General features: G+C 30.3%; 18 protein-coding genes and 1 tRNA gene. 15 read left to right on the top strand and 4 right to left on the bottom strand.

The features are described from left to right. Positions 1-259: 259 nt before the first annotated feature. The 6 genes from CC89_RS01360 to CC89_RS01340 all read left to right on the top strand — a co-directional run bounded on the left by CC89_RS01360 (position 260) and on the right by CC89_RS01340 (position 6,803). Positions 260-898 carry a ComEA family DNA-binding protein gene (locus CC89_RS01360; RefSeq protein WP_035288210.1) on the top strand — a complete coding sequence of 213 codons (639 nt, stop codon included), beginning with the start codon at positions 260-262 and terminating at the stop codon, positions 896-898. A 45-nt stretch (positions 899-943) separates the two neighbouring features. After that, the gene (selD, locus tag CC89_RS01355; RefSeq protein WP_081896922.1) at positions 944-1,978 is read left to right on the top strand and encodes a selenide, water dikinase SelD; all 1,035 of its coding nucleotides are present in this window, start codon (positions 944-946) and stop codon (positions 1,976-1,978) included. 39 nt (positions 1,979-2,017) lie between these two features. Next, positions 2,018-3,400: an L-seryl-tRNA(Sec) selenium transferase gene (selA, locus tag CC89_RS01350; protein ID WP_035288206.1), complete on the top strand. Its 1,383-nt coding sequence runs from the start codon at positions 2,018-2,020 to the stop codon at positions 3,398-3,400. Positions 3,401-3,515: 115 nt separating this feature from the next. Next, positions 3,516-5,432 (top strand): selenocysteine-specific translation elongation factor, encoded by a 1,917-nt coding sequence (gene selB / locus CC89_RS01345; protein WP_035288205.1) that lies wholly within the window; start codon positions 3,516-3,518, stop codon positions 5,430-5,432. A gap of 582 nt (positions 5,433-6,014) precedes the next feature. Next, positions 6,015-6,111, top strand: a tRNA-Sec gene (locus CC89_RS20250). 122 nt (positions 6,112-6,233) lie between these two features. Then, positions 6,234-6,803 carry a nucleotidyltransferase family protein gene (locus CC89_RS01340; protein ID WP_286161270.1) on the top strand — a complete coding sequence of 190 codons (570 nt, stop codon included), beginning with the start codon at positions 6,234-6,236 and terminating at the stop codon, positions 6,801-6,803. A 180-nt stretch (positions 6,804-6,983) separates the two neighbouring features. On the opposite strand, the gene CC89_RS01335 is transcribed toward CC89_RS01340, so the two are convergent. Beyond that, positions 6,984-7,877, bottom strand: coding sequence for an MBL fold metallo-hydrolase (locus tag CC89_RS01335; protein ID WP_035288204.1), 894 nt, complete (start codon positions 7,875-7,877; stop codon positions 6,984-6,986). 640 nt (positions 7,878-8,517) lie between these two features. Between CC89_RS01335 and CC89_RS01330 the strand changes: the two genes are divergently transcribed. The 4 genes from CC89_RS01330 to CC89_RS19755 all read left to right on the top strand — a co-directional run bounded on the left by CC89_RS01330 (position 8,518) and on the right by CC89_RS19755 (position 11,491). Next, positions 8,518-9,183, top strand: a complete 666-nt coding sequence (locus CC89_RS01330; protein WP_035288202.1) for an FMN-dependent NADH-azoreductase — start codon at positions 8,518-8,520, stop codon at positions 9,181-9,183. 229 nt (positions 9,184-9,412) lie between these two features. Continuing rightward, complete coding sequence (locus tag CC89_RS01325; RefSeq protein ID WP_035288516.1) at positions 9,413-9,667, top strand: GIY-YIG nuclease family protein; 255 nt, start codon at positions 9,413-9,415, stop codon at positions 9,665-9,667. Positions 9,668-9,763: 96 nt separating this feature from the next. Continuing rightward, positions 9,764-11,221, top strand: coding sequence for a transcriptional repressor LexA (lexA, locus tag CC89_RS01320; protein ID WP_035288200.1), 1,458 nt, complete (start codon positions 9,764-9,766; stop codon positions 11,219-11,221). 102 nt (positions 11,222-11,323) lie between these two features. After that, the gene (locus tag CC89_RS19755; protein WP_081896920.1) at positions 11,324-11,491 is read left to right on the top strand and encodes a CDIF630_02480 family spore surface protein; all 168 of its coding nucleotides are present in this window, start codon (positions 11,324-11,326) and stop codon (positions 11,489-11,491) included. Between the two features lie 119 nt (positions 11,492-11,610). Here CC89_RS19755 and nifJ read toward each other — a convergent pair whose 3' ends face one another. After that, positions 11,611-15,138 (bottom strand): pyruvate:ferredoxin (flavodoxin) oxidoreductase, encoded by a 3,528-nt coding sequence (gene nifJ / locus CC89_RS01315; RefSeq protein WP_035288198.1) that lies wholly within the window; start codon positions 15,136-15,138, stop codon positions 11,611-11,613. 417 nt (positions 15,139-15,555) lie between these two features. Between nifJ and CC89_RS01310 the strand changes: the two genes are divergently transcribed. After that, positions 15,556-15,933 (top strand): NifB/NifX family molybdenum-iron cluster-binding protein, encoded by a 378-nt coding sequence (locus CC89_RS01310; RefSeq protein ID WP_035288196.1) that lies wholly within the window; start codon positions 15,556-15,558, stop codon positions 15,931-15,933. Between the two features lie 346 nt (positions 15,934-16,279). Here the strand turns inward: CC89_RS01310 and CC89_RS01305 are convergent, their stop codons facing one another. Then, complete coding sequence (locus CC89_RS01305; RefSeq protein WP_035288194.1) at positions 16,280-16,885, bottom strand: flavin reductase family protein; 606 nt, start codon at positions 16,883-16,885, stop codon at positions 16,280-16,282. 475 nt (positions 16,886-17,360) lie between these two features. On the opposite strand from CC89_RS01305, the gene CC89_RS01300 reads away from it, so the two are divergent. The 3 genes from CC89_RS01300 to holA all read left to right on the top strand — a co-directional run bounded on the left by CC89_RS01300 (position 17,361) and on the right by holA (position 22,775). Continuing rightward, complete coding sequence (locus CC89_RS01300; RefSeq protein ID WP_035288192.1) at positions 17,361-19,814, top strand: P-type ATPase actuator domain-containing protein; 2,454 nt, start codon at positions 17,361-17,363, stop codon at positions 19,812-19,814. A 462-nt stretch (positions 19,815-20,276) separates the two neighbouring features. Beyond that, positions 20,277-21,578, top strand: a complete 1,302-nt coding sequence (locus tag CC89_RS01295) for a ComEC/Rec2 family competence protein (protein WP_207641490.1) — start codon at positions 20,277-20,279, stop codon at positions 21,576-21,578. Between the two features lie 171 nt (positions 21,579-21,749). After that, entirely contained in the window at positions 21,750-22,775 is a 1,026-nt protein-coding gene (holA, locus tag CC89_RS01290) for a DNA polymerase III subunit delta (protein WP_051931375.1), read from the top strand. A 47-nt stretch (positions 22,776-22,822) separates the two neighbouring features. Here holA and rpsT read toward each other — a convergent pair whose 3' ends face one another. After that, positions 22,823-23,089, bottom strand: coding sequence for a 30S ribosomal protein S20 (rpsT, locus tag CC89_RS01285; protein WP_035288190.1), 267 nt, complete (start codon positions 23,087-23,089; stop codon positions 22,823-22,825). 423 nt (positions 23,090-23,512) lie between these two features. Between rpsT and gpr the strand changes: the two genes are divergently transcribed. Then, complete coding sequence (gpr, locus tag CC89_RS01280; protein WP_035288188.1) at positions 23,513-24,487, top strand: GPR endopeptidase; 975 nt, start codon at positions 23,513-23,515, stop codon at positions 24,485-24,487. The last annotated feature ends 13 nt before the right edge of the window (positions 24,488-24,500 follow it).

Here is a 24,500-nt window from a genome sequence, read left to right as displayed (position 1 = left end):
TTTATTCTTCATGATTTGCATAAGAGTTGGAAATAATAAATTTAAATAGTTCCGTTGCTTCTTATGCAAGTCATTCCAGAGAAATTTCATAATTCAGGTAATGTAATGCTTTTGTGGGATAATCATATAAATAGTTTCATTGCTTCTTATGCAAGTTATTCTAGAAAAATTTCATAATTCAAGTAATGTAATACTCTTGTTGGATAATCATATCATAATTTTTTTATTTATAATAAACATTGTAAAAGGGGAGAATAATTTGAGAAATAGGGAAAAGTATATAGGTTCTTTAGTAATATTAGCTATATCAATAATATTTTTAATTGTAGGGTATAATATATCAAAGCCACAACAAAAGAAAGTTAATTCTGAGGATATGTTTGTAGAAAGTAATACCCTTAAGAAAAGCAGCTTTAAAACAGAATCATCTAGTTCAAATATAGTAGTAGACATAAAAGGTGCTGTGAAAAAGCCTGGAGTTTACACTTTAAATAAGGATAGTAGAATAAATGAACTTATTAAAATGGCAGGAGGCTTTAATAAAAATGCTGATTTAAACAGGATACACATGTCCAAAAAGTTAAAGGATGAAGATTTAATTTATGTATATAGTATAGGGGAAGATGAAAAACAGTTTACTAATACTAATGTAAGCAATAGCAGAGTAAATAATAGTGTAAGTGGAGAAAAGTCAGAAGACAAAAACGGAAAAGTAAATTTAAATACTGCATCTGAAGAGGAATTAAAAACCCTTCCAGGTGTCGGTGATGCTACTGCCAAAAAAATAATAGATTTTAGAGAAAAAAATGGAGGGTTTTCTTCCATTGAAGATTTAATGAAAATAGATAGAATAGGGGAAAAAACCTTCAATAAATTAAGGGATAAGGTGGACATATAGGAGTTAATATTATAAAATTACTGTATATAATAGGAGGTGTTTATTATGAACAACAAAAGATTAACTCAATTAGCTAAAACCTCTGGATGAGCTGCTAAAATAGGGCCGGAGACCCTTTCAAAAATTTTAGATAAGTTACCTAAAATGAGTGATAATAATTTAATAGTAGGTATAGAAACTTCTGATGATGCGGCTGTATATAAATTAAGTGATGATACCGCTATAATACAAACATTAGATTTCTTTACACCAGTGGTAGATGATCCGTATACTTTTGGACAAATAGCCGCAACAAATTCCTTAAGTGATGTTTATGCTATGGGAGGCAAACCTAAAGTAGCTCTTAACATAGTATGTTTTCCTAATTGCTTACCTATTGATATTTTAGGAGAAATATTAAAAGGTGGTGCTGATAAAGTAATAGAGGCAGGAGCCGTAGTAGTAGGAGGACATTCTGTAGAGGATGAGGAGCCTAAATATGGATTGTCAGTTACAGGAGTGGTGCATCCAGACAAAGTATTAAAAAACTGTGGATGTAAAGAAGGAGAAGTGCTTATATTAACAAAGCCACTTGGAGTTGGTATAATAAATACTGCCATTAAAGCTGAATTAGCATCTAAGGAAGCCTATGATAAGGCAGTTAGAAATATGACAACTTTAAATAAGTATGCAGGAGAAATAGTAGTTAAATATCCTATAAGTGCTTGTACAGATATAACAGGCTTTGGGATCATGGGACATGCTTATGAAATGGCTAGTGGTTCAGAAAATGTAACAATTAGATTATATAAAGACAGTGTGCCTTATATTGAAGAAGCTAAGGAGTATGCCCAAATGGGATTGGTTCCAGCGGGAGCCTATAATAATAGAGGGTATTTAGATGGTAAGTACCAGCTAGTAGATTTAGAGGAATGGCTTGAAGATATGCTGTTTGACCCTCAAACTTCAGGGGGACTTTTAGTTTCCATTTCAAAGAATAAGGCTAGCGAAATGTTAAAGGAACTAAATAAATTGGAAATTAAATCTTCCATAATAGGAGAAGTTATTCCTTTTACAGGAAGGTATATTTTAGTGGATTAGTTTGCTAATGGCTATAATTTAAGAGAAAGGTATGGGAATATGAACAGAGAATTGCTAAGAAATTTACCCAAGGTTGATGAACTTTTAAAAGAAGATGTTGTAGAAAAGGAATTGGGAAACACTATTAGGATTTTGGTTATAGATGCACTTAGAGAGACTATTGAGTATTATAGAAATTTAATACTTAAAGATAAAATTAATAATTTTTCAAAAGAAGAGATTTTGAAAACCTTTAGACAATTAATAGATAAGAAAAAATCATCAAGATTAAAAAAGGTTATTAATGCTACAGGCACAGTTATACATACGAATCTTGGAAGGTCCCTATTAAGCGAGAGTGCAGTAGAAGCTGTTATTAATATATCTCAAAATTATAACAACTTAGAGTACGACGTAGATAAGGGAAAAAGAGGTTTAAGGTACAGTCATATAGAGGATTTAATAACTAAAATAACTGGGGCAGAGGCTGCAATGGTAGTTAATAACAATGCATCAGCTGTGATGCTTGTTTTAAATACGCTATGTAATGGGAAAGAAGCTATAGTATCTCGTGGACAGTTAGTGGAGATAGGAGGTTCTTTTAGGGTACCAGAAGTTATGAAGTTTAGTGGGGCAACTTTAGTGGAGGTCGGAACCACCAATAGAACCCACCTTTATGACTATGAAAATAATATAAATGAAAACACAGGAGTTTTGTTAAAAGTACATACTTCTAATTTTAAAATAATGGGATTTACAGAAGAAGTATCTTTAGAGGAACTAGTTAAGTTAGGTGAAAAATTCAATGTGCCTACCTATGAGGATATAGGAAGTGGAGTTTTAATTGATTATACTAAATATGGTTTAAGCTATGAACCAACAGTGCAAGAAAGCATAAAAAGAGGAATTGATGTAATTTCCTTTAGTGGAGACAAAATGTTAGGGGGACCTCAAGCGGGAATAATTGTAGGTAAAAAAGAGTATATAGACAAAATGAAGAAAAATCAGCTTACTAGAGCCTTAAGAATAGATAAGATGACTTTAGCTGCGCTAGAAGCAACTTTAAGACTTTATTTAGACGAAAATGAAGCTATAGATAAAATACCTACTTTAAATATGCTTTTATCACCTAAAGAAATAGTAAAAAAGAAAGCGGAAAGTTTAAAAAGAAGATTAAGAAATAAGGTCAATAACTTTAAATTTACATTAGATAGTGACTATTCTATGGTAGGTGGAGGTTCTATGCCTGTAGAGAGAATAGAAACCTACGTAATAAAAGTTTCTAGTGAAGTATTTACTCCAGAAGAAATTGAGCATAAACTTAGAATGAATAAGATTCCAATAGTAGTGAGAGTTTATAACAATGAAGTGATAATGGATTTAAGAACTATATTCCCAAGAGATTTTGACAGTATAATAGAAGCGTTTTTGAATATAAAATAGATTAAATTAAGTTAATAGTTTAACTTTCGCAGTTATAAAATAATGTATAGCTTGAAATGTATATGCTAAAGTTGAGCTAATTACTATTCAACAATTCAAAAATAGGAGTGATGGAATGAAGCACTTAATAATAGGAACTGCAGGGCACATAGATCACGGTAAAACAACTCTTATAAGAGCTTTGACAGGAAGAGAAACGGATACATTAAAAGAGGAGCAGGATAGAGGAATATCCATAAACATTGCATTTACCTTCTTTGATTTGCCTTCTGGGAGAAGAGCAGGAATTATAGATGTGCCAGGACATGAAAGATTTATAAAGAACATGCTAGCAGGTATAAGCAGTATAGATATAGTAGTTTTGGTAATTGCAGCAGATGAAGGAATTATGCCTCAAACTAGAGAGCACCTTGAAATACTTCAACTTTTAAATGTAAAAAAGGGAATAGTGGCTCTTACTAAAAGTGACTTGGTAGATGAGGAATGGATAGAACTTGTTACAGAAGATATTAAAAAAGAATTTAAAGGTACATTTTTAGAAAAGGCACCTATTTATTCTGTGTCTTCAAAAACTAAGGATGGTTTTAATAATCTTATAGAAGCCATAGATAATGCTACAGAAGAAGTAGAATCAAAGGATACAGAGGGCCACTTTAGACTTCCTGTGGACAGAGTATTCTCTGTAAGCGGATTTGGGACAGTAGTTACTGGAACAATTATAAGTGGGAAAGTTAAAGTTGGAGAAGAAGTGGAGATATATCCATCTAAGATAAAAACTAGAATAAGAGGACTTCAAGTGCATGAAAAGTCTGTAGATGAAGCAGATGCAGGTCAAAGATGTGCTATAAATCTAGCTAATGTAAAGGTCAATGAAATAGAAAGGGGAAATGTAATTTCTAAAGAAAACGTCATGGAACCTTCTTATATGGTAGATACTAAATTTTATTATTTAAAGAGTGCAGATAGGCCACTGGAAAATAGGCAAAGAGTTAGATTATACCATGGAACGGAAGAAATTTTATGTAGAGTTGTAATTTTGGATAAGGAAGAAGTTAATCCAGGAGAAGAAGCTTATGTACAGCTTAGATTAGAAAAGCCCTTAAGTGCTCAAAGAAATGATAGATTTGTAATAAGGAGCTACTCTCCTATGCATACCATAGGTGGAGGAAGTATAATAGAGCCAGTAGCTATTAAAGCTAAGAGGTTTGATGAAAAATATATAGAAGAGTTAAAATTAAAGGAAAGTGGTGAGGTAGGAGGAATATTAGAAACAACTATTAAAAAGTTAAGTTCTAATTTCCCAGATTTTAAAGCTATTATAAAGGCATTAGGGAAAAATGAAAAAAGCCTACTGGCAGAAATAGATGCCTTAGTGGAACAAGATAAGGTGATAAAATTAACTGCACTAGGTGAACCTTTATATGTGCATAAAGAATTCCTACAAAGGAGTATAGATAGACTTGAAGAAATTTTAGAGGAATATCATTCAAAATATCCTTTAAGGCCAGGATTATCAAAAGAGGAAATAAAAGAAAAGATTTTTGGTAAAGGATTAAAGCAAAAAATATATGATGAGCTACTAGATATGGTAGTAAAAAATGAAATTATAGATGTGCATGGTAAGTTTATATGTGCCCATGGTTTCCAAATAAAATTTAATGAAGTGCAAGAAAAGTTAAAGAATAAAATATTAAAGGAATACCAAAATGGAAAATATACTCCACCTAAGTTTAAGGAATTACTGCAAAAAGAAAAGGAAAAGGAAGAATTTAAAACTGTATTTGAAGCACTTATATTAAGTAGAGAATTAGTTAAAGCTGATGAGGAATGCATTTTCTCTAAAGATAATTATGAAGAAGCTAAAAATAAAGTAATAGTTTATATGAAGGAAAAAGGTAGCATAACTCCAGGAGAAGCTAGAGAAATTTTAAATACTAGTAGAAAATATGTAGTTGCCCTTCTTGAGTGTTTTGATGGTGAAAAGATTACGAGAAGAGTAGAGAATAAAAGAGTCCTATATAAGGCACAGTAAGAATATATTGTGAAGCAAGTGCCATAAGAAAAATCTGTCTTTAAGTCCACAATAAATATATTTTTTTGACTGCTCGCAATACGCCAAGAAATTCTAATGTTTTCAAATTTCAATACCCTAAAGCTTTCAAACTCGCTTCTGACGGCGCTCAAACATGAAAGCTTCTTAACGGGTATTAAAATTTGAAAACAAAGAATTTCTAAGGCTAGCTCAATAGTCTAAGAAAATATATTTATTGTTACCTTAAAGACAGATTTTTCAGTTCGTGCATAAGCTATCAGAGGGAAAGGACAGTCGACTAAAGGATGATTTTCCTCCACTATGTTACGGAAAATCCTTTATTGGGCGGAAGCCAGCGTAAATACATAGGCATGATTAGGATTTATATATAAGAATATATAACTTTTCGAAAGGCTCCGCCTAAAAAAGATTATGAGAGCTTTTCTATTTATAAATTAAAGATTTTTAATTCTCAAACCTGAATTATAAGAACTTTGTTAAACAATTATAAAAAAATAGTTGAAAAAACGTTTACCCTGTGATATAATAAAACTCGTGATTTGACGAAAAAAGTATATATATGGGGGTAGATAGGTGCTGGTGTGCCTGCCGGTCTTCAAAACCGTGTTGCCGGGGTAGGACCTCGACGGGTGAGTTCGATTCTCACATACTCCCGCCAATAAAGATAAATAGCCTGCAAGCAAGTAATAAAAATGGTTACAATGTTTGTAGGTTTTAGTATTTTTTGAAAAATTATTTGAAATTAATGCGGTGGTTGTGCAGTAAAATTTTATTTAGGGGGTGAAAAAAATTTTATTCCATACATTAGTTGAGTTATCTAAGGCATTAAATAAGGAAGGCATCTTATGGGCAGTAGGAGCGTCCGTAGTTTTAAATCATTATGGATTAATAGATAAACCAAATGACATAGATATATTAGTTCATATAAAAGATATAGAAAAAGTCGATATGATTTTAAAAAGATTAGGTAGAAAAAAATTAAGAAAAAAAACAGATACTTACGCAACAAAATATTTTTACGAGTATGTGATGGAAGATGTAGATATAGATGTTATGGCGGGGTTTATTATTAAGCATAATAATGGTGAATACCAGTATTGTTTTGATGATAAATCTATAACTGCAATAAAGAATATTCAAGGAGAGTGTATTCCTTTAACGTCATTGGAAGATTGGTATGTTATATATCAATTAATTCCGGGAAGAGAATATAAGGTTGGTATTATAGAGAATTATTTATTGAAAAATGGACTTAATAATATTAATTTAGTAAATAGGGCTCTAGAGGGAAATTTGCCAGAAGAGGTTAGAAGTAGAACAGAAAAATTATTATATAATATTGATAAATAATGAGGCTGTTGTTGCATTAAAGAATTTATATACGATATATTGTCCTAAAAATTTAAATTTAGAATAATATATGGTAGTATTTATTTTTAGTGCAACAGCCCATTATTATTGAAAATGCCCGAAAACCTCCAGTGTTTGTCTCGGTGGTGGTTCACATGTGTACCCTGTGTGGGGCAGGGTTTAAGCTTTTTTAAAATAATAAAGTCTAAAGTTTTCCACAGAAAAATCTATTAAGCCTTTATTATACAGATAAGCTAAAAAAGCAGATACTGTAGAATAAGTTATATGGTAAGCTTTAAAGTCTATTTGCAAGTCTTTTAGTATGCATAAGTTTTCTACTAAATCCTCTTTGGTTAGAGGCTGATCTAATAATTCTAGAAATAAATTTATATAATCCTGTAGGTTTTTTATATTTCTATCTATTAAATTTAATAGTTCTTCTCTCGTTAAAACTTTTTCACTGTGACTAGGTAAGAAAAAGTCCGCTTCTACAGTTTTTAAAAGATTCAAGCTATTTAAACTTTCTTCTATATTATTCAAATATGGAAGAGAGTATTTATCTAAAATTTCATCACTAAATATACTATCTCCAAGAAAACATACCTTCTCAGGAGTTATAATTCCTATTTGGTCTACAGTGTGTCCCTTTAAGGAAACTACTTCAAATTTGTCATCATTTAGTTTATTTACTCCTTCATCTAAAACAAAATCTACAACGCAAGGTTTGGCCGAATTAGCTAGGGGTTTTATGGGACTTGCAGTATACAGCATTGATGAATATATATATGGATTTTCTATGTATAGCTTTTCTTTAGATGAAGAGAATACTTGGCAGCCTGGATAATTATCTTTAAAAAATGTATTTCCCCCGCAGTGGTCACCATGGCTATGAGTATTTATTATATATTTAGGATGAAGGTTACTATTTAACAGTACTTCATTCACTTTTTTTGCTGAAGAGTTGTTTATGCCCGTATCTATAAGTATGCAATTTTTGTTTTTAAAAGTGTACACACCTATATTAGTGGGAGAATCTATGTAATAAGTATTTCCTTTTATTTTGTTTAAATTCATTTTATCACGTCCTTTAGTATGGTTAGAAAATCTATGAGGTACACCAAAAGAAATAACAGGTCAAAGATGTTAGTATATTTTGTGTGAGACAAGGAAGCAGGTTCCGCCGCTAGCAGGACTATCGGTGGGTTCTGTTGACGCAGTATGACGCAAAACAGACTAGCGTACTGACTTGTTATTTATTTGAATGTGCCTAAACAATAATATCATAAGATTTAGAGAAATTCCACTTAAGAATAATTAGACTGTAATTCGTAATTTGAAATTCAAGCGAAAAATTTTTAATGAAATAATGCAGTTTCAGGGTACTATTACACTAAATATTTATCCAAAAACCTATGTATATTTAGTGTATAGATTGTATATTACGAATTGAAGTAATTAGATAGAATGATTAACCCACAAAAAGCATTATATTACTTGAATTATGAAATTTCTCTGGAATGACTTGCATAAGAAGCGAAGGAACTGTTTAAATTTATTGTTCCGAGCTTTTATGCAAGTCATGGAGGAGAAATTTCATAATTCCACCACATTGTACCTTATTGTGGGTTAATCATAGAATGTTTGATTTATATATTCAATGGGTATAAATTATTATATTGTGTAAAAAATAAGTATATAATTTGGAGGTGGTTTTATGAAAAAAATATTATATATTTCTGTAAATTCAAAGCCAGAAAATATGTCTACCAGTAAGACTGCAGGAAGATATTTTGTAAATCGTTTTATGACTGAAAATACTGATTATACAGTTGAGGAACTGGACCTTTATAATGAGTATATACCAGAGCCGATTTATAAGTACTTTAAGGGAAGGGCAGAATTAGTTACAGGTGCTGAATATGATTCATTATCTGAGTATGATAAAAAAGCAGTAGATAGAATGAATCAATTAAGTGATCAATTTGTGAGTGCAGATACTTATGTAATTGCTGCACCAATGTGGAGTGTAAGTTTCCCATCAATACTTAAAAGATATTTGGATTGTATTATACTAAACAATAAAATTATTAAAGTTTCGTCAGATAATGTGGATGGACTTTTGGAAGATAAAAAAAGAAATATGGTATACATTCAATCTTCAGGAGGAATATATCCAAAGATACTAGGGGCAAATGTAAATCATGGTACAGATTACTTTGGCGATATTTTTAAGTTTTTGGGCATAACAAAGTTTCAAAAGGTTTTAATAGAAGGGGTAGATATGCCAGAAGTGGGAAAGGATAAAGCCCTTCAAATGGCTTATGAAGAAATGGAGGTAGTTATTAAAAAGTTCTCTAGAGAGCCTATATTGAAGAAGTAAATAGATATCCTGTATTAAAATTTGTATTTGACATTGGTTCATAAAAAGGCTGCAGATAGGAAAGTAATTAGTTTGCAGTCTTTTTCTATGATATAATATAATTATTCATCAATGGGTTTCGGGTGAAAAATATAATTTATATGAGTAAGAATTGTCAATTGCCACTGAGATAAACAACGGAGGGTTTTACAAGTCCTCTATAAGTTGGAAGGGTGAGACTAAAGGATTCATGTGTTATGTTTATATTTTAAAGTGTTCTGATGACACTTTATATACAGGATGGACAAATGATTTAAAAAATAGGATAAAAACTCATTTACAGGGTAAAGGAGCTAAATATACTAGATGTAGATTGCCAGTGCAGCTGGTATATTTTGAGGAATGTATGGACAAGTCCTCTGCTTTAAAAAGAGAATATAAAATAAAACAAATGAAGAGAAAAGAAAAACTAGAATTAATCAAAAGAAAAAATATTGAAATTTAAAAATTGTTAAATAAGGCATAGATACATGCTGCTTTGATAAAATAGGTAGTATTGCGGTAGATGCCATTGAATAAAGTCTTTATAGGGGGAAGTAGTATGAGAATTAGCTCTATTTATGATAGATTTATAAAGTGGAAGCACAACAAAATAACTCTTTTAAGTGCAAAAGAATCTAATGAAAAAACCTCATCATTAATAATGAGATTATTATATATAAAAAATAATTATTGTTTTTCTAAAAATGATGAAATACTTTGCACATCTGTTACGGATAAAAATTTAGAAGAAATAAATTCATGCTATGAAAATATGGAAAATGTAAATAAGCATAGCTATGACACCTTGTTTACCTCTTTATCTAAAGAACCCGTTGTAGTTAAAATTGATCACTTAGCAGAAGAATATTTTATGAAATATAAAGCTAAAAACAATTTAAAACTTCAAATACTAAGGGATGAAAATATAGAAACAAAGATAGTGGAGCAATGTGTGGAAAAGGTTAAGAATGATTATAAGAGAATTAATATATTTAAGGAAAATAAAATACAACACATATTTGAAGAAATAAAGTGGATTAAAAATTTAAATTATACAGATTTAGAAAATTATCAAAATGCTCCAAAACACAATGGTCTTAGAAAAAATAGCAAGGCTAGAGAAGGAGTTTTCAAGGTTAAAGAATTATATTGTGAAGAGCTAAATAAACTAGCATATGTAAGCTATGAAGATATGTTTATTTATGCTGCAAAGGAAGCTGAATTAAATCCAAGATTTGTGCATATTTTAGTAGATGGATGTGAAAGACTTACATATTTGCAGTGGAATTTTCTAAAATCATTGAGAAAAAATGAAGTTTATTCTGGATTTACTTTAGCATTTAATACAGATAAAGGAGAGTCCATATATTGTTCATTTATGAGAAATGGAAAGATATATACATCAAAATTTCAGGAAAAAGTAAAAAGATTTAATGTTAAAAATAAGAAAGATATTTCTAAAGAGAAAAGTAATAATATTAAAAGCAAAAATATTAAAGGTATGGATGCTTTTGAAAGGTTCCAATACTTTGATTTAAGACATAAAACTGATTTTACTATGATGAAAGATTATTCTAATTCTGATGAAATTGTAGTTAATCATCAAGATCAAATCCTGGAATATAATAAAGAAGAGGTAGCTAAGATTCCGGTGTTTACTAATATTGCAGCAGGAGAGCCAATATTTATAGACCCTTCTCTAGAGGACAATTTCTCTATGCCTAAGCAATGGATAAAAGGTCTTAAAGATTGTTTTATACTTAAGGTTAAGGGTGATAGTATGATAAATGCTAACATTAATGATGGGGATTTTGTGGTTATACATAAGCAAATGGATGTAAATAATAATGACATAGTTGCGGCTAATATATCTGGAAGTGCTACATTGAAAAGACTTAACATAAGTAAAAAAGGAGTATTTTTGAATCCTGAAAATGAAAAATATAGTCCAATTCCTGTAACTGAGGAAGGTATATTTATTCTAGGCAAAGCAGTAGGAATTATAAGGAGGCTTTGAAAATAATATATTTAAATGTGCCTTAGCCATTATTAAAATCCAAACTCTTTTTTTAATAGTTTTTTTATATCTGCAAATAATAATAAAAAAGGAGGGATTAATATGGCTAAGAATAGATATAAAGAAAAGTTTATGGCTGTACCTATAGAGAAACATGATACCGCTGCTTGGACTAATATTGAAAGTATGAAACCAGTATCTAAGGTAATTATACCTAGTGAAACTGGGGTTATAAATGCTAAGGAATGGGTAGATGTGAATCAAAAATAAATAAAATGATAAAACCACTGGTATTTATAATTTAGCATAAATATCAGTGGTTTATTATTTTAATTCTTCAATTTATATTTTATTCAAAATTCCAAAGGAGTTTTGGCTTTGAATGTGTCTTAATACTTTTGTTCAGATAATCTCTTGTAGTTTGCATATTTTTCAGTAGCATCCTGTTCTGCTACATCATACATGGCATCTGCAATATCAGGGAAAGTAGTTTTTAAAGAGGTATAACGCACTTCTCCTTGAATAAATTCCTTAAAGGATTTAGTAGGTTCCTTAGAATCTAGTGTAAATGGATTTTTGCCTTCTGCCTTTGTAGTTGGATTATATCTGTATAGATGCCAATAACCAGATTCTACAGCTTTTTTCTCTTCTGCAATACTGGTGCCCATACCGGATTTTATTCCATGATTTATGCATGGCGCATAAGCTATAATAAGAGAAGGGCCCTTATAAGTCTCTGCTTCAAGTATAGTTTTAATGGTATGATTTAAATTAGCTCCCATGGCAATTTGAGCTACATATACATAGCCATAACTCATAGCCATCATACCCAAATCTTTTTTCTTTATTTTTTTGCCTGCAGCAGCGAACTTAGCTACAGCACCCGTTGGTGTGGATTTTGAAGACTGACCTCCAGTATTGGAATACACTTCTGTATCCATGACAAATAAATTTACATCTTCGCCAGAAGCTAATACGTGGTCTAAACCTGAAAAACCTATATCATAAGCCCAGCCATCTCCACCAATTATCCACTGAGATTTTTTCACAAGAAAATCTTTAAGTTCCATTATTTCTTTTAAAACTTTATTGCTGGATAAATCTCCTTTATCAATATATTTCAATACTTTTTCTGTAGCTTCTTTAGATTTATTACCATCATTCATTTCATTTAGCCAGTTTTCAAAGGCTTCTTTTAAGTTTTCACTAATTTCAGTATCTAAGACCTTTTTAACTAATTCAGTTAACCTTTCCCTCATTTGCTTTACTGCTAAATACATACCATATCCATATTCAGCATTATCTTCAAATAATGAATTACCCCAAGAAGGACCTTTACCTAAAGCATTTGTGGTATATGGTATAGAAGGTGCACTACCACCCCAGATGGATGAGCAACCTGTGGCATTTGCAATCATCATTCTATCTCCGAAAAGTTGGGTTAAAAGTTTTATATAAGGAGTCTCTCCGCAACCAGGACATGCACCATTAAATTCCAAAAGTGGTCTTTCAAATTGACTACCTTTTAATGTAGTTGGACTCATTAAACTCTTCTTTTCAGGTATAGTCATAGCAAATTCCCAGTTCTTAGATTCAAGTTTTATTTGCTCTTCAGCAGGCTTCATGATTAAAGCCTTACCTGGAGCTGGACAAATATCTGCGCAGTTACTGCAACCAGTACAATCAAGAGGACTTAGCTGAATTTTATAATGTAATCCTTCAAAAGCTTTGCCTCCAGAGGCTTCTTTTGTTTTAAAGGTTTCTGGAGCTTTTTTCAATTCCTCATGAGTTAGAAGTACTGGTCTTATTACAGCATGAGGACAAACATAAGAACATTGATTACACTGTATGCATTTATCCCTTTGCCATTCTGGAATTACAACAGCAATGCCACGTTTTTCATAAGCAGTAGTGCCTAGTGGGAAAGTCCCATCCTCCATGCCATTAAAGGCACTTACAGGTAGTTCATCTCCTTCATGTCTTGCCATAGGTCTTTGAATGTCCTTAACAAAATCAGGCTCATCTTTTATTGTTGTTGGATTATCTTTAGCATTTGCCCAAGAAGCTGGAATATTTATCTTATTTAAAGCATCTATACCTTTGTCTATGGCAGCTTTGTTCATAGATACTATTTTTTCACCTTTTTTACCATAAGCTTTTTCTACAGAAGATTTTAAATATTCTACAGCTTGTTCTATAGGAATAATATTAGCTAATTTAAAGAAGGCTGATTGCATAATCATATTAATCCTTCCGCCTAAGCCAATGCTTTGTGCTATAGAAATAGCATCTATAGTGTAGAAACTAATATTGTTTTTAGAAATATACCTTTTCACATAAGCAGGAATGTTATCTTCTAGTTCTTGTTCATTCCAAGGACAGTTTAGCACAAAAATGCCATTTTTCTTTAAACCTTTTAATATATCAAAATTATATAAGAAAGATTTGTTATGGCAGGCTATATAGTCAGCATTTCTCACTAAATAAGGAGATTTTATAGGTTTTTTACCAAATCTTAAGTGTGAAATAGTACTTCCTCCGGATTTTTTACTGTCATAAGAAAAGTATGCTTGAGCATATAAATCTGTATTATCTCCAATGATTTTTACAGCGGTTTTGTTTGCACCTACTGTTCCATCAGAACCTAGTCCCCAAAATTTACAGCTGATAGTTCCTTCAGGTGTTGTTTGGATATCTTCTCCTTCAGGTAGTGATGTATTGGTCATGTCGTCGTTAATTCCTATGGTGAATCCATTTTTAGGTTGAGTTTCTTTTAAATTATTAAATACAGAAAGTATATGTGATGGTCTAGTATCTTTAGAGCCTAAACCATATCTTCCACCTATAATCATAGGCTTTTCTTGTGAATTAAGAAACAAGTTGCATATATCTAGGTATAATGGCTCGCCTAAGGAGCCAGGTTCTTTTGTACGATCTAATACGGCAATTTTTTTTGCTGTTTTAGGAAATATATTAAAGAAATAAGTAGGTGAAAATGGACGATAAAGATGCACTTTAATAGCTCCTACTTTTTCTCCCTTGTTCATTAAGTAATCCACGGTTTCTTCTATAGTATCGCAAATGGAACCCATGGCTACAATTACATATTCTGCCTTGGAATCTCCATAGTAGTCGAAAGGATGATATGCTCTACCAGTTATTTTTTCAATTTCTCTCATATAATTTTCTACAATATCAGCAGTAGTGTTATAAAATTTATTTGATGCTTCTCTTCCTTGAAAATATATATCTGGATTTTGAGCTGTTCCTTTAAGAGTAGGATGTTCAGGATTTAATGCTCTATTTCTAAAGGCTTTTATTGCATTATAATCCACTAAATTTACTATATCTTCCTGCCTAATTATTTCTATCTTTTGATATTCGTGTGAGGTTCTAAAGCCATCAAAAAAGTGTAAAAAAGGTATTCTGGATTTGATGGATGATAAATGAGCTATAGTTCCTAAATCCATAACCTCCTGAACATTTGATGAAGCTAAAAGTGCAAAACCTGTTTGTCTTGTGGCCATTACATCTTGATGGTCACCAAATATTGATAGGGCATGAGTTGCAAGAGCACGAGCACTTACATGAAATACCCCTGGCAAAAGTTCTCCAGCTATTTTATACATATTAGGAATCATTAAGAGTAGTCCTTGAGATGCAGTATAAGTAGTAGTAAGGGCACCAGCCACTAGTGATCCGTGAACAGCACCAGATGCACCAGCTTCTGATTGCATCTCTACAACCTTTACTGGTTGATTAAATATATTTTTTCTTCCATGGGCAGACCATTCATCAACTTTTTCTGCCATAGGTGTGGATGGAGTAATTGGGTAAATTGCCGCCACTTCTGTAAAGGCATAAGACGCTTCTGCAGCAGCTTCATTTCCATCCAAAGTTTTCATAATTTTTGTCATGGAAAAGTCCTCCTTTATAATAATTTCAAACATAATCATCCAGTTTATTATTTACTAACACTATCCACTTAATACGTATTAAGTGGAATTTGTTTTGAAATTAACTACTAAATAATTAGGTAGCAGATGTAATATAAGTTTTATATAAAATTTGACTTTTCAGCGTAAAAAATATAAGTTTAATATGTAATAGATGATATATAAATAAAATTAATCCATTTAGGGACATGGAAACAAATAACAATTCAAAGATGCTAGTATATTTTGTGTCAGACAAGGAAGCAAGTTTCGCCTTTGGTAGGATTACCAGCGGGTTCTGATGACGTAGTATGACGCAAAATAGACTAACATACTGACTTATTATTTATTTGAATGTGCCTTAGCGCATGCTATATGAGATATAAGGAGGGATAAATTATGAAAATTGCAATGCCAAAATTGAACGAAGAATTAAATCAACACTTTGGCAAAAGTGAAAAATTTGCTATAGTAACTACAGAAGGAAATGAAGTTGTGGATATTAAGGAAATTTCTGCAGAAGCTTTACAGCATGATCATGAGGGGCTTGCAGAATTTTTAGAAAGTGAAAAAGTAGAAGTGGTTATTGCTGGAGGAATAGGACAAGGCGCTTATGATCCTTTAATGCAAAAGGGGTTTAAAGTTATAAGAGGGGCTTCAGGAAAAATAGAACAGCTAGCAAAATCATATCTAGAAGGAAATTTAAAGGATAAAAAAGTTATGTGCAATCATCACCATTCGCATGAACATCATGCTTCAATTAAAAAATTTAAGTAGAACTTCTTTAGGTGATATTTGGAGTTGAGAATTTAAAATAGAAATTTGTGGAGAAGGTAAGAAGGTAAGAAGTAAGAGTTAAGGAGGATTTTCTTTCACTGCGTTACGGAAAAGCTTTAATTAAATATGAATAATGGTATAGTAAGAAATGCTATAACTGTTTCATCAAACAAAATAGTTATAGCTTTTCATTTAGGGCTTTAAAAATCTTTTATTGGCCCATAGCACTTAAAAAGTTTTTTGAGCGTAGGCCCGCTGATTTATAATGAAAGATTTATTATAGAAAGATGGTTGGGATAACCTACTTTTTGTGAAAACTTAAAATAAAAATAAAATTGGAAATTACTTATTTACATGTATGCTTTTTTCTTGTGCTTATTTTTCTATTCTTCTTTTGCACAGAAAAACCAAAGTTCCCTATGGATTTTGAAGGCATAGGATAATATTCCCCGTGACAATAATTTATAAGATTAGCATCTTCGTAGTGAATTTTACCTTTAGAATCTATCAGATTGTCTTCTACATGAACTGCTAATACTTCGGCTAAGAAGAGATCATGAGTTCCTAAAGGAGTTATAGACTTTACTTTACACTCTAGGGAAACAGGACAATCCTCTAGTATAGGCACATCTACATTTTCAGAATTAGAAAGTTTAAGATTGAATTTTTCTATTTTGTCTATATCTCTACCTGAGCGCACGCCGCAGAAGTCTACTATTTTAACCATATCTTTTGAAGGCAAGTTCACAACAAATTCTCTTGTTTCTTTTATGTAATCATAAGAAAGTCTTTCAGGGCGTATGGCAACAGTAATCATAGGAGGTTTGGTGCAAGCTGTTCCTATCCATCCTACAGTGAAAACATTAATTTTATCTTCTTTATTTTTACAGGTTATTAATACTACGGGTACAGGATTCAGCATAGCACTTCCCTTAAAAATTTCTTTAGTCATTTATATGTATACCTCGCTTAGTTTAAAATTTTGTACGTATAATATTATAATTCACATATGAATAAATTTCTATAAGATAGAAGCACATAATAATAAATTTAGCCGTAAATCAATTAAAGAAAACACCTTCAAAATACGATTATAATTATTGATTGCTGTGAAATTTTTTTGAAAAGATTTATTTTATAATGTAAAATAAAGTTATGTGTAGATTAGTATAAGCTAAAGTATAGTAAGTAGTGTGTAAAAAAATATAAATAAGTATTATGATTAAACCACAAAAAGGTACAATGCTATGGAATTATGAAATTTCTCCTCCATGCCTTGCATAAGAGCTGGGAACAATAAATTTAAACAGTTTCTTCGCTTCTTATGCAAGTCATTCCAGAGAAATCTCATAATTCAGGTAATGTAATGCTTATTATGGGATAATAGTATTATATATAAGTAAAATTATTAAGAGAGTGTGGTATGGATGGATTGGTATAATTATACGTGGAATTATGTGGTAAAGGCATTGAATAGTGATATTTATTATGGATTAAAAGAAGAACAAGTTCTAAAGTCTAGAGAAGAATATGGGGATAATAAGATAGAAAAGCCTGTAAATAAGAATATTGGGTCATTGATTGTAGAAGAGTTGAAAAATATTTTTCTGATAATTTTTATAATAAACATTATAATTTTAATATATAGTAAAAGTTATATTTGGGCAGCATTTATAACAGTATCTTTTGTAGTAAATATAGGAATAATAGTAAAATTAGAAAAGGATAGATTTAAGGGCTTAAATCAAATAGATAGATTAAATACATATAATGTACAGATTATTAGAAATGGTAAGGACATAATAATTCCAGTAGAAGATTTAGTAGTTGGTGATATTGTTTGTATAAATAAAGGCAATATAGTACCAGCCGATATAAGGCTTATTAAAAGCAATAATTTAAAGGTTAAAGAGAACTCTGTAACTGGTGAAAATTATATAGTGGACAAGTATGAGACCAAGATTGAGGATAGGGATATATCTTTGTCTCAAATGAATAATATATTGTTCAGGTCTTCCTATGTAACACATGGGGAAGGTATTGGTATAGTAATTGCCACTGGAATGAAAACACAAATTGGTAATATAGTACACATGTCATTTAAAGATGAGAATAGGGAAGAGCATTTTAAAAAAGAGCTGTTTAATAAACTAAACTTAATGACATATATTTGGATTTCTTTTATGGTATTACAACTATTCTTAGGGTTTAAAAAGTATATGAATTTAGAAGGGGCAGCTAGAAACTTAGGAAAAAATTTATCTATATATACAGCTAGTCCTATGCTTATAGTCTTAGTTACAGCTTATGCATATACTATATTAAAATTGAAAAAACAAGGTATGGTTTTAAAAAATATATCTTCTCTTTATGGAATAGGTAATGTAAATATAGTAGCTTTTGAAAAAATGGGAACATTATCTCAAGAAGCCATGGAGTTTAAGAATATATATATAAATGGAGAACTAAAGGAAGTACCTAGCGTTCAGTTTAAATTTGATGAAGATATAGAAAGGCTCATTTCCATAGCTGTTTTATGCAGTAGTGGAAAACATTCTGCTGTAAAGGAAATTGAAAGAGAGACATTAGAAGAGGCAGAGCTTATGGAGTTTTGTAAAGTTCATAATATATATAAAATTTCTTTGGAAGCTAAATATCCTAAGATTGCAGAAATACCTATGGACCCTATTAGAAAAACTGTAGTTACAATAAATAAAGTGGACGAAAACTTTAGAGCAAATGTAAAGGGATTTCTAGATTATATACTAGAAAGGTGCACACATATAAGGTTAAATGGTGTAGAAAGAGAAATAACTAAGGATGATATTGCTAAAATAAAAAACATAAATTTAAAGTTATGTGGAGAATGTTTAAATGTAGTAGCTTTGGCGTCAAGAGCTTTTAGCTATGAGCCTAGCTTGAATGAAAATATTGAGAGTAATCTAGTTTTTGAAGGACTTTTAGCTTTTCATAATCCTCTAAAGGATGATTATGAAGATGACCTAAATTATTATGGAACAAACTGCATAAAACCTGTTTTTTTAACAAAAGATAATAAGCTTACAGCTTATTCCATAGGGAAAAAGATTAAATTAGTAACAAAAGTAGATCAAGTTTTATCGGGCATAGAGATAAGTTATATGAATGAGGAACAGCTAGAATATAGCATAGGTAAAGTAAGCATACTTTCAAACATAGATGATAAATCTAAAGTAAGGATAGCAGAAATGCTTAAGAAAAAAGGATATAATCTAGCTATGATTGGAAAAAACCTTAAGGATTTGTCATATTTAACTCACTGTTATATATCTATGGCTTTAGGTGAGGGATGCAGTAATACTTTAAAAAAACTATGTCATGTATTTGCGGAAAAATTTAATTTGGAAAATTGTAAGATTTTAATAAATAGCAGCAAAAGCTTTAAAAATTTTTTTAATGATATCATATTATATTTTATTTATGTTTTTATTTGTGAGGGGGTTAATATTTCTCTTTTTAATGTCTTAAATAAAAATCATGAAGTGCCTATGTATTTTTACTTATATATAAACTTGGTAACTTTACCTATTATGAGTATAGTTATCTTTAATGAAATTAATTTAGAAGAAAATAAGTGGAGAGAAGAAGAAAAATTAAATGTTTTAAATAAAAATATTTTAAAAGCTGCAATTTTTGGAGCCTTACCAGTTTTAACTTTTAATGTACTACAATACGTATCCGCTGGTTTTATTGATAATGTTTATTTGATACTTTTAAATTTTTTAATAGTATTAATGGGGTTACATTTTAAGAGGAAAGAAAGAGAAGTATTTAAAAGCAAAATATCTATTATTTTATTTATAATAAGCATTTTAATTCCTTTTTTATTATTCTTAGTATGATACTATATAGTCAACTTTCTATATGTTTTTAATGTATTATATATTAGGCACATTCAAATAAATAACAAGTCAATATGCTAGTATATTTTGCGTCAATTTAAAATTTTATATTCTTATTAACCCGCAAAAAGCATTACATTATCTGATTATGAAATTTCTCTGAAATGACTTTCATAAGAAACAAAGGAACTGTTTAAATTTAATTTTAGGAATTCTTCTTTTAGACAGATAAAATTATCGTAAGCCTGGCGAACCTGGGGCAGGACGCTGAATGTGAGCGTTAGATAATTTTGTATGCCTAAAAGATTAGAATTTCTTAAATTAAATTTATTGTTCCGAGCTCTTATGTAAGGCATGGAGGAGAAATTTCATAATTCCATTTTGTGGTTTAATAATATTTTAAATTAAAAAAGATTACACCTTACTATATATGTCAACAATATATAGGGAGGTGTATTTTAATTGTATAATAGGCCGCTTATTTATTACTTGTTTTTTATGATAGTAGGTTCTGTTACGTTTTTAATATCATTAAAAAGCAGTACTTTAAGTGTTGTTTTTATTTTTTTAATAATTGTGCCCTTTTTCTTTACTTTAGACTATAAAAAGTTCTTTTTTATAAATATATGTTTTTTGCTTTTGGGAATGATCTGCTTTAATTTATATTTTAATGTGCAATTATCTAAAGAAGAATGGTTTAGGGTCTCGGAGAAAAAAATGGGAGTTTTTACTGCTAATTTTAAAGGAAGAAAGATTTATTTATGTGGTAATACTGGTGGATTAAAAGAAGGAATGAAGATTTATGTACAAGGAGAGTACGTAAAGAATGTAGATTATGAAAAGGGCATAATAGGCAAGTTTTTTGTAAAAAATTATTATGTTAAAAAAGTAGATATGATATATAAAATGCATGTTTTTAAAGAAAATTTATATAAAAAGTATACAGAAATATTAGAAAAAGATAAAAGCTCTATTATAATGGCACTGTGCTGTGGTGATAGTAAATATTTGTCCTACGATAAAAAGAAGGATTATGCTAAATTAGGTATAGTTCATGTGCTTTGTGTTTCGGGATTTCACATATCCATAGTGTATAAGATGCTTGAAAAAATATTTAAAGAGAAGATAGGGGCTGTAGCTACTTTTATATATGTAGTGTTTACTGGAATGAAAGCTTCAGCGCTAAGAGCGTATACAATGATAGTTATATGTAAATTTTCTAAGAAATTATATAAAAAATACGATGCATTATCAGCTATCTCCTTAGCGGCCATTATATTGCTTTCTATAAGGCCTTACTATATATTAGATATAGGTTTTAATCTTTCTTTTTTAGCCACCTTTGGAATACTTTTATATAGCAGAAAAGTAAGTAGGTATTTATATAAGCTTCCTAGTTTTTTAAATGAAAGTATAAGTATATCTCTTAGTGCTCAGGTATTTACTTTACCATATATAGCTTTTACTATAAATGATGTAAGCATTAGCTTTCTAATGGGAAATATATTTTTGATGCCCATGTATTCTATATCTATAGTATTAGGTAATTTATCTATAATTTTTGTTTATTTTAGAAGGATATTCAATGGTATATGTTATATTTTGTATACAGTACTCACTGCAATACAGGGTGGAAATGAAATACTATTAGTCTTGTCACCACCACTTCTAAAATTGAATGAATACTATGCTGTAGCTCTATTAATGTTTTATCTGCATTATGTATTGATAAAAAAATCTATGAAAGAAGAACTTACAATTTAAGAATTAATAGTGCTTAATAAATTGGAACACTTAAATCATAAGCGGGGATTTGGAAGTAGGTATCAGGAAATTGTTGAATGGTAATAGTTTAAAAAATGGTGTACATGTTTTAGAAATTATAAATAACTGATATAATAATTATGTAAATAGTTAAGTTTGGGAGAGATAGGTATGATTTTAAAATTATTTGAACTAGAGAAAAAGATAAAAGATAATAATATAGCAAGTGCATATTTGTTTTGTAGTAGTGATACTAAATTAATAAGAGATACAATAGATAATATAAAAGATAAGGTTTTAGAAAAAAAATTTATGGAGTTTAATTACATAAAAATAGATGGAAGTAAACTAGAATCAATGGATTCTATAATCAACGCCTGTGAAACATTGCCATTTATGAGTGATAAGAAATTAATTGAGATTTACAATTTTAAACTTTTGAGCAAAGATAAAGATGAGGGGATTATAAAAGAGCTTAAGGAATACTTAAAGGATATTCCGTCTGAATCTATACTTATAATGTACTATTCATTAGAAACTGAAAGAGAAAAACCATCGAAAAATTTTAATAAACTTTCTGGTATAAGTGGAGTGTGCGGATGTAAATTAGATAAATTGAAGGGGATGGAGCTTCAAAAAAGAACAAAAGAAATGTTTGAAAAGAGAGGAAAAAAGATTGAAAAAAGTCATTTGAGTTTCTTTTGCTCTGTGGTGGACAATAATATTAATATAGTTGAAAATGAAGTGGAAAAATTATGTGCCTATACAGAAGGAAGAGAAATTACTAAAAGAGATATAGAAGAAATACTTCCTCAAAGGGGAGAAAATGATATATTTAATTTAGTAGATTTCCTTTCTAGAAGAAATATTAATAAAGCCATAGATATATTAAATGAACTCGTATATAGAGGGGAGTCCATTACTGTAATTTTAAGTATGATAGAAAGACAATTTAGGCTTCTTTTAAATTTAAAATTAGGTATAAAGGCAGGTAAAACAAAGGAAGAATTAACTAAGGAATTAAAACTCCATCCTTATGTCTGTGAAAATATGATGAAGCAAAGTACTGAATTTAAAGAGCAACAATTAAAAAATATTTTAAATTCATGTATAGAATCAGAAAAAAAAATAAAAAGCTCATCTGTAGATAACAAAGTAGAGCTGGAACTTTTAATCATGAATACTTTAATAGCATAAAACAAAATTAAAAATAACAAACCGGTGTGTTAACACCGGTTTAATTATTAAGCAGATAATTGAGCTAATTTTGCTGCTAATCTAGATTTCTTTCTTGAAGCTTTGTTCTTATGTAATATACCTTTAGATGTAGCCATATCTAAAGCTCTAGCAGTAGCTGTATATTGAACCTTAGCTTCTTCAAGATTATTTTCTGCTATTGTAGCCTCAAACTTTTTAATTTGAGATTTTAAAGCAGATTTTATCATCTTATTTCTAAGAGTTTTAGTTTCTAATACTTTTATTCTTTTCTTAGCTGATTTAATGTTTGCCATTCCTTTTCACCCCCTTGTATTTTTGTAGGGTTTGCAGCTCTGGGGAAATCTGCATAAGCGATATATATAAATTTATATATATTTAACAAATGATATTATAGCATTAATTATATAGGACTTCAAGAGTAATTTATTTAACTTGCAATTTGTAATATACAATTAGGAACATTTAAATAACAAGTTAGTATGCTAGTCTATTTTGCGTCATACTGCGTCAGCAGAACCCGCCGATACTTTTTACCAAAGGCGGAGTCTGCTTCCTTGTCTGACACAAAATATACTAACATTTTTGACTTGTTATTTCTTTTCATGTACCTTATGTTATTAGAAAAACTAGTTGTGGGATAAAATAAAAACACTTGTAGAATACTATAAAATAAACAACATTTTTAAAAAATTCATGATAAAGGAGGGTGTTTTGTTATGTTTAGTATAAGAACAGATTTAGCGGTGGAAGCTAGAGAAATATATAAACAGCAAAATAATAAGGATATGCCAGGAGTAGAGGTAAAGGAATATGAAGAAAATAACGTAAAGGTAACAAGAGTCACAGTAGTTGATGAAACTGGTGAGAAAGCCATGGGAAAGCCTAAAGGAGACTACATAACTATAGATATGCCAGAATTTGCACACTATGATGCGGATACAAAAGATCATATAAGTGAAGTGCTTGCAAAGGAGCTATCAACTTTAGTTAAATTAGATGACAGTATGACAGCCATGGTAGTAGGACTGGGAAATGAAAAGGTAACTCCTGATGCTTTAGGACCCAAGGTAGTTTCACAATTAATGATAACAAGACATTTAAAACAGCTTGTTCCCAATGAAATAGATGAAGGTATAAGGCCTGTTTGTGCAGTGGCACCAGGAGTTTTAGGCACTACGGGTATAGAAAGTAGTGAAATAGTAAGGTCTGTAGTGGATAAGGTAAAGCCTAATTTAGTTATATGTATAGATGCATTGGCGTCTAGAAAGCTTCAGAGGGTTAATAGTACTATCCAAATAGGAAGTACAGGTATATCCCCTGGTTCTGGAGTAGGAAATAGGAGAATGGAGTTAAGTGAAAAAACATTAAATGTCCCAGTAATAGCTATAGGTGTTCCTACAGTGGTTGATGCGGCTACCATGGCTAATGACACCATAGATTTAGTAGTAGATGCACTAATAAGTCAATCGGAAACTGGAGGTAAATTTTATAATATGTTAAAAGATTTAAATAAAAATGAAAAACAGAAACTTATACAGGAAGTATTAGATCCATACGTAGGGAATTTAATGGTAACACCAAAAGAAGTAGATATGGTAGTAGAATCTATAACAAAAATAGTAGCTAATGGGATAAATATAGCATTGCAACCAGCATTGGAATTGGAGGATATAAATAAGTATTTAAGTTAAAAAGCTCTGAAAA

The organism is Clostridium sp. KNHs214 (assembly GCF_000744935.1).
In the GTDB taxonomy this organism is placed as follows: Bacteria; Bacillota; Clostridia; order Clostridiales; family Clostridiaceae; genus Haloimpatiens.
This window is presented reverse-complemented; position numbering and strand designations above follow the sequence as displayed.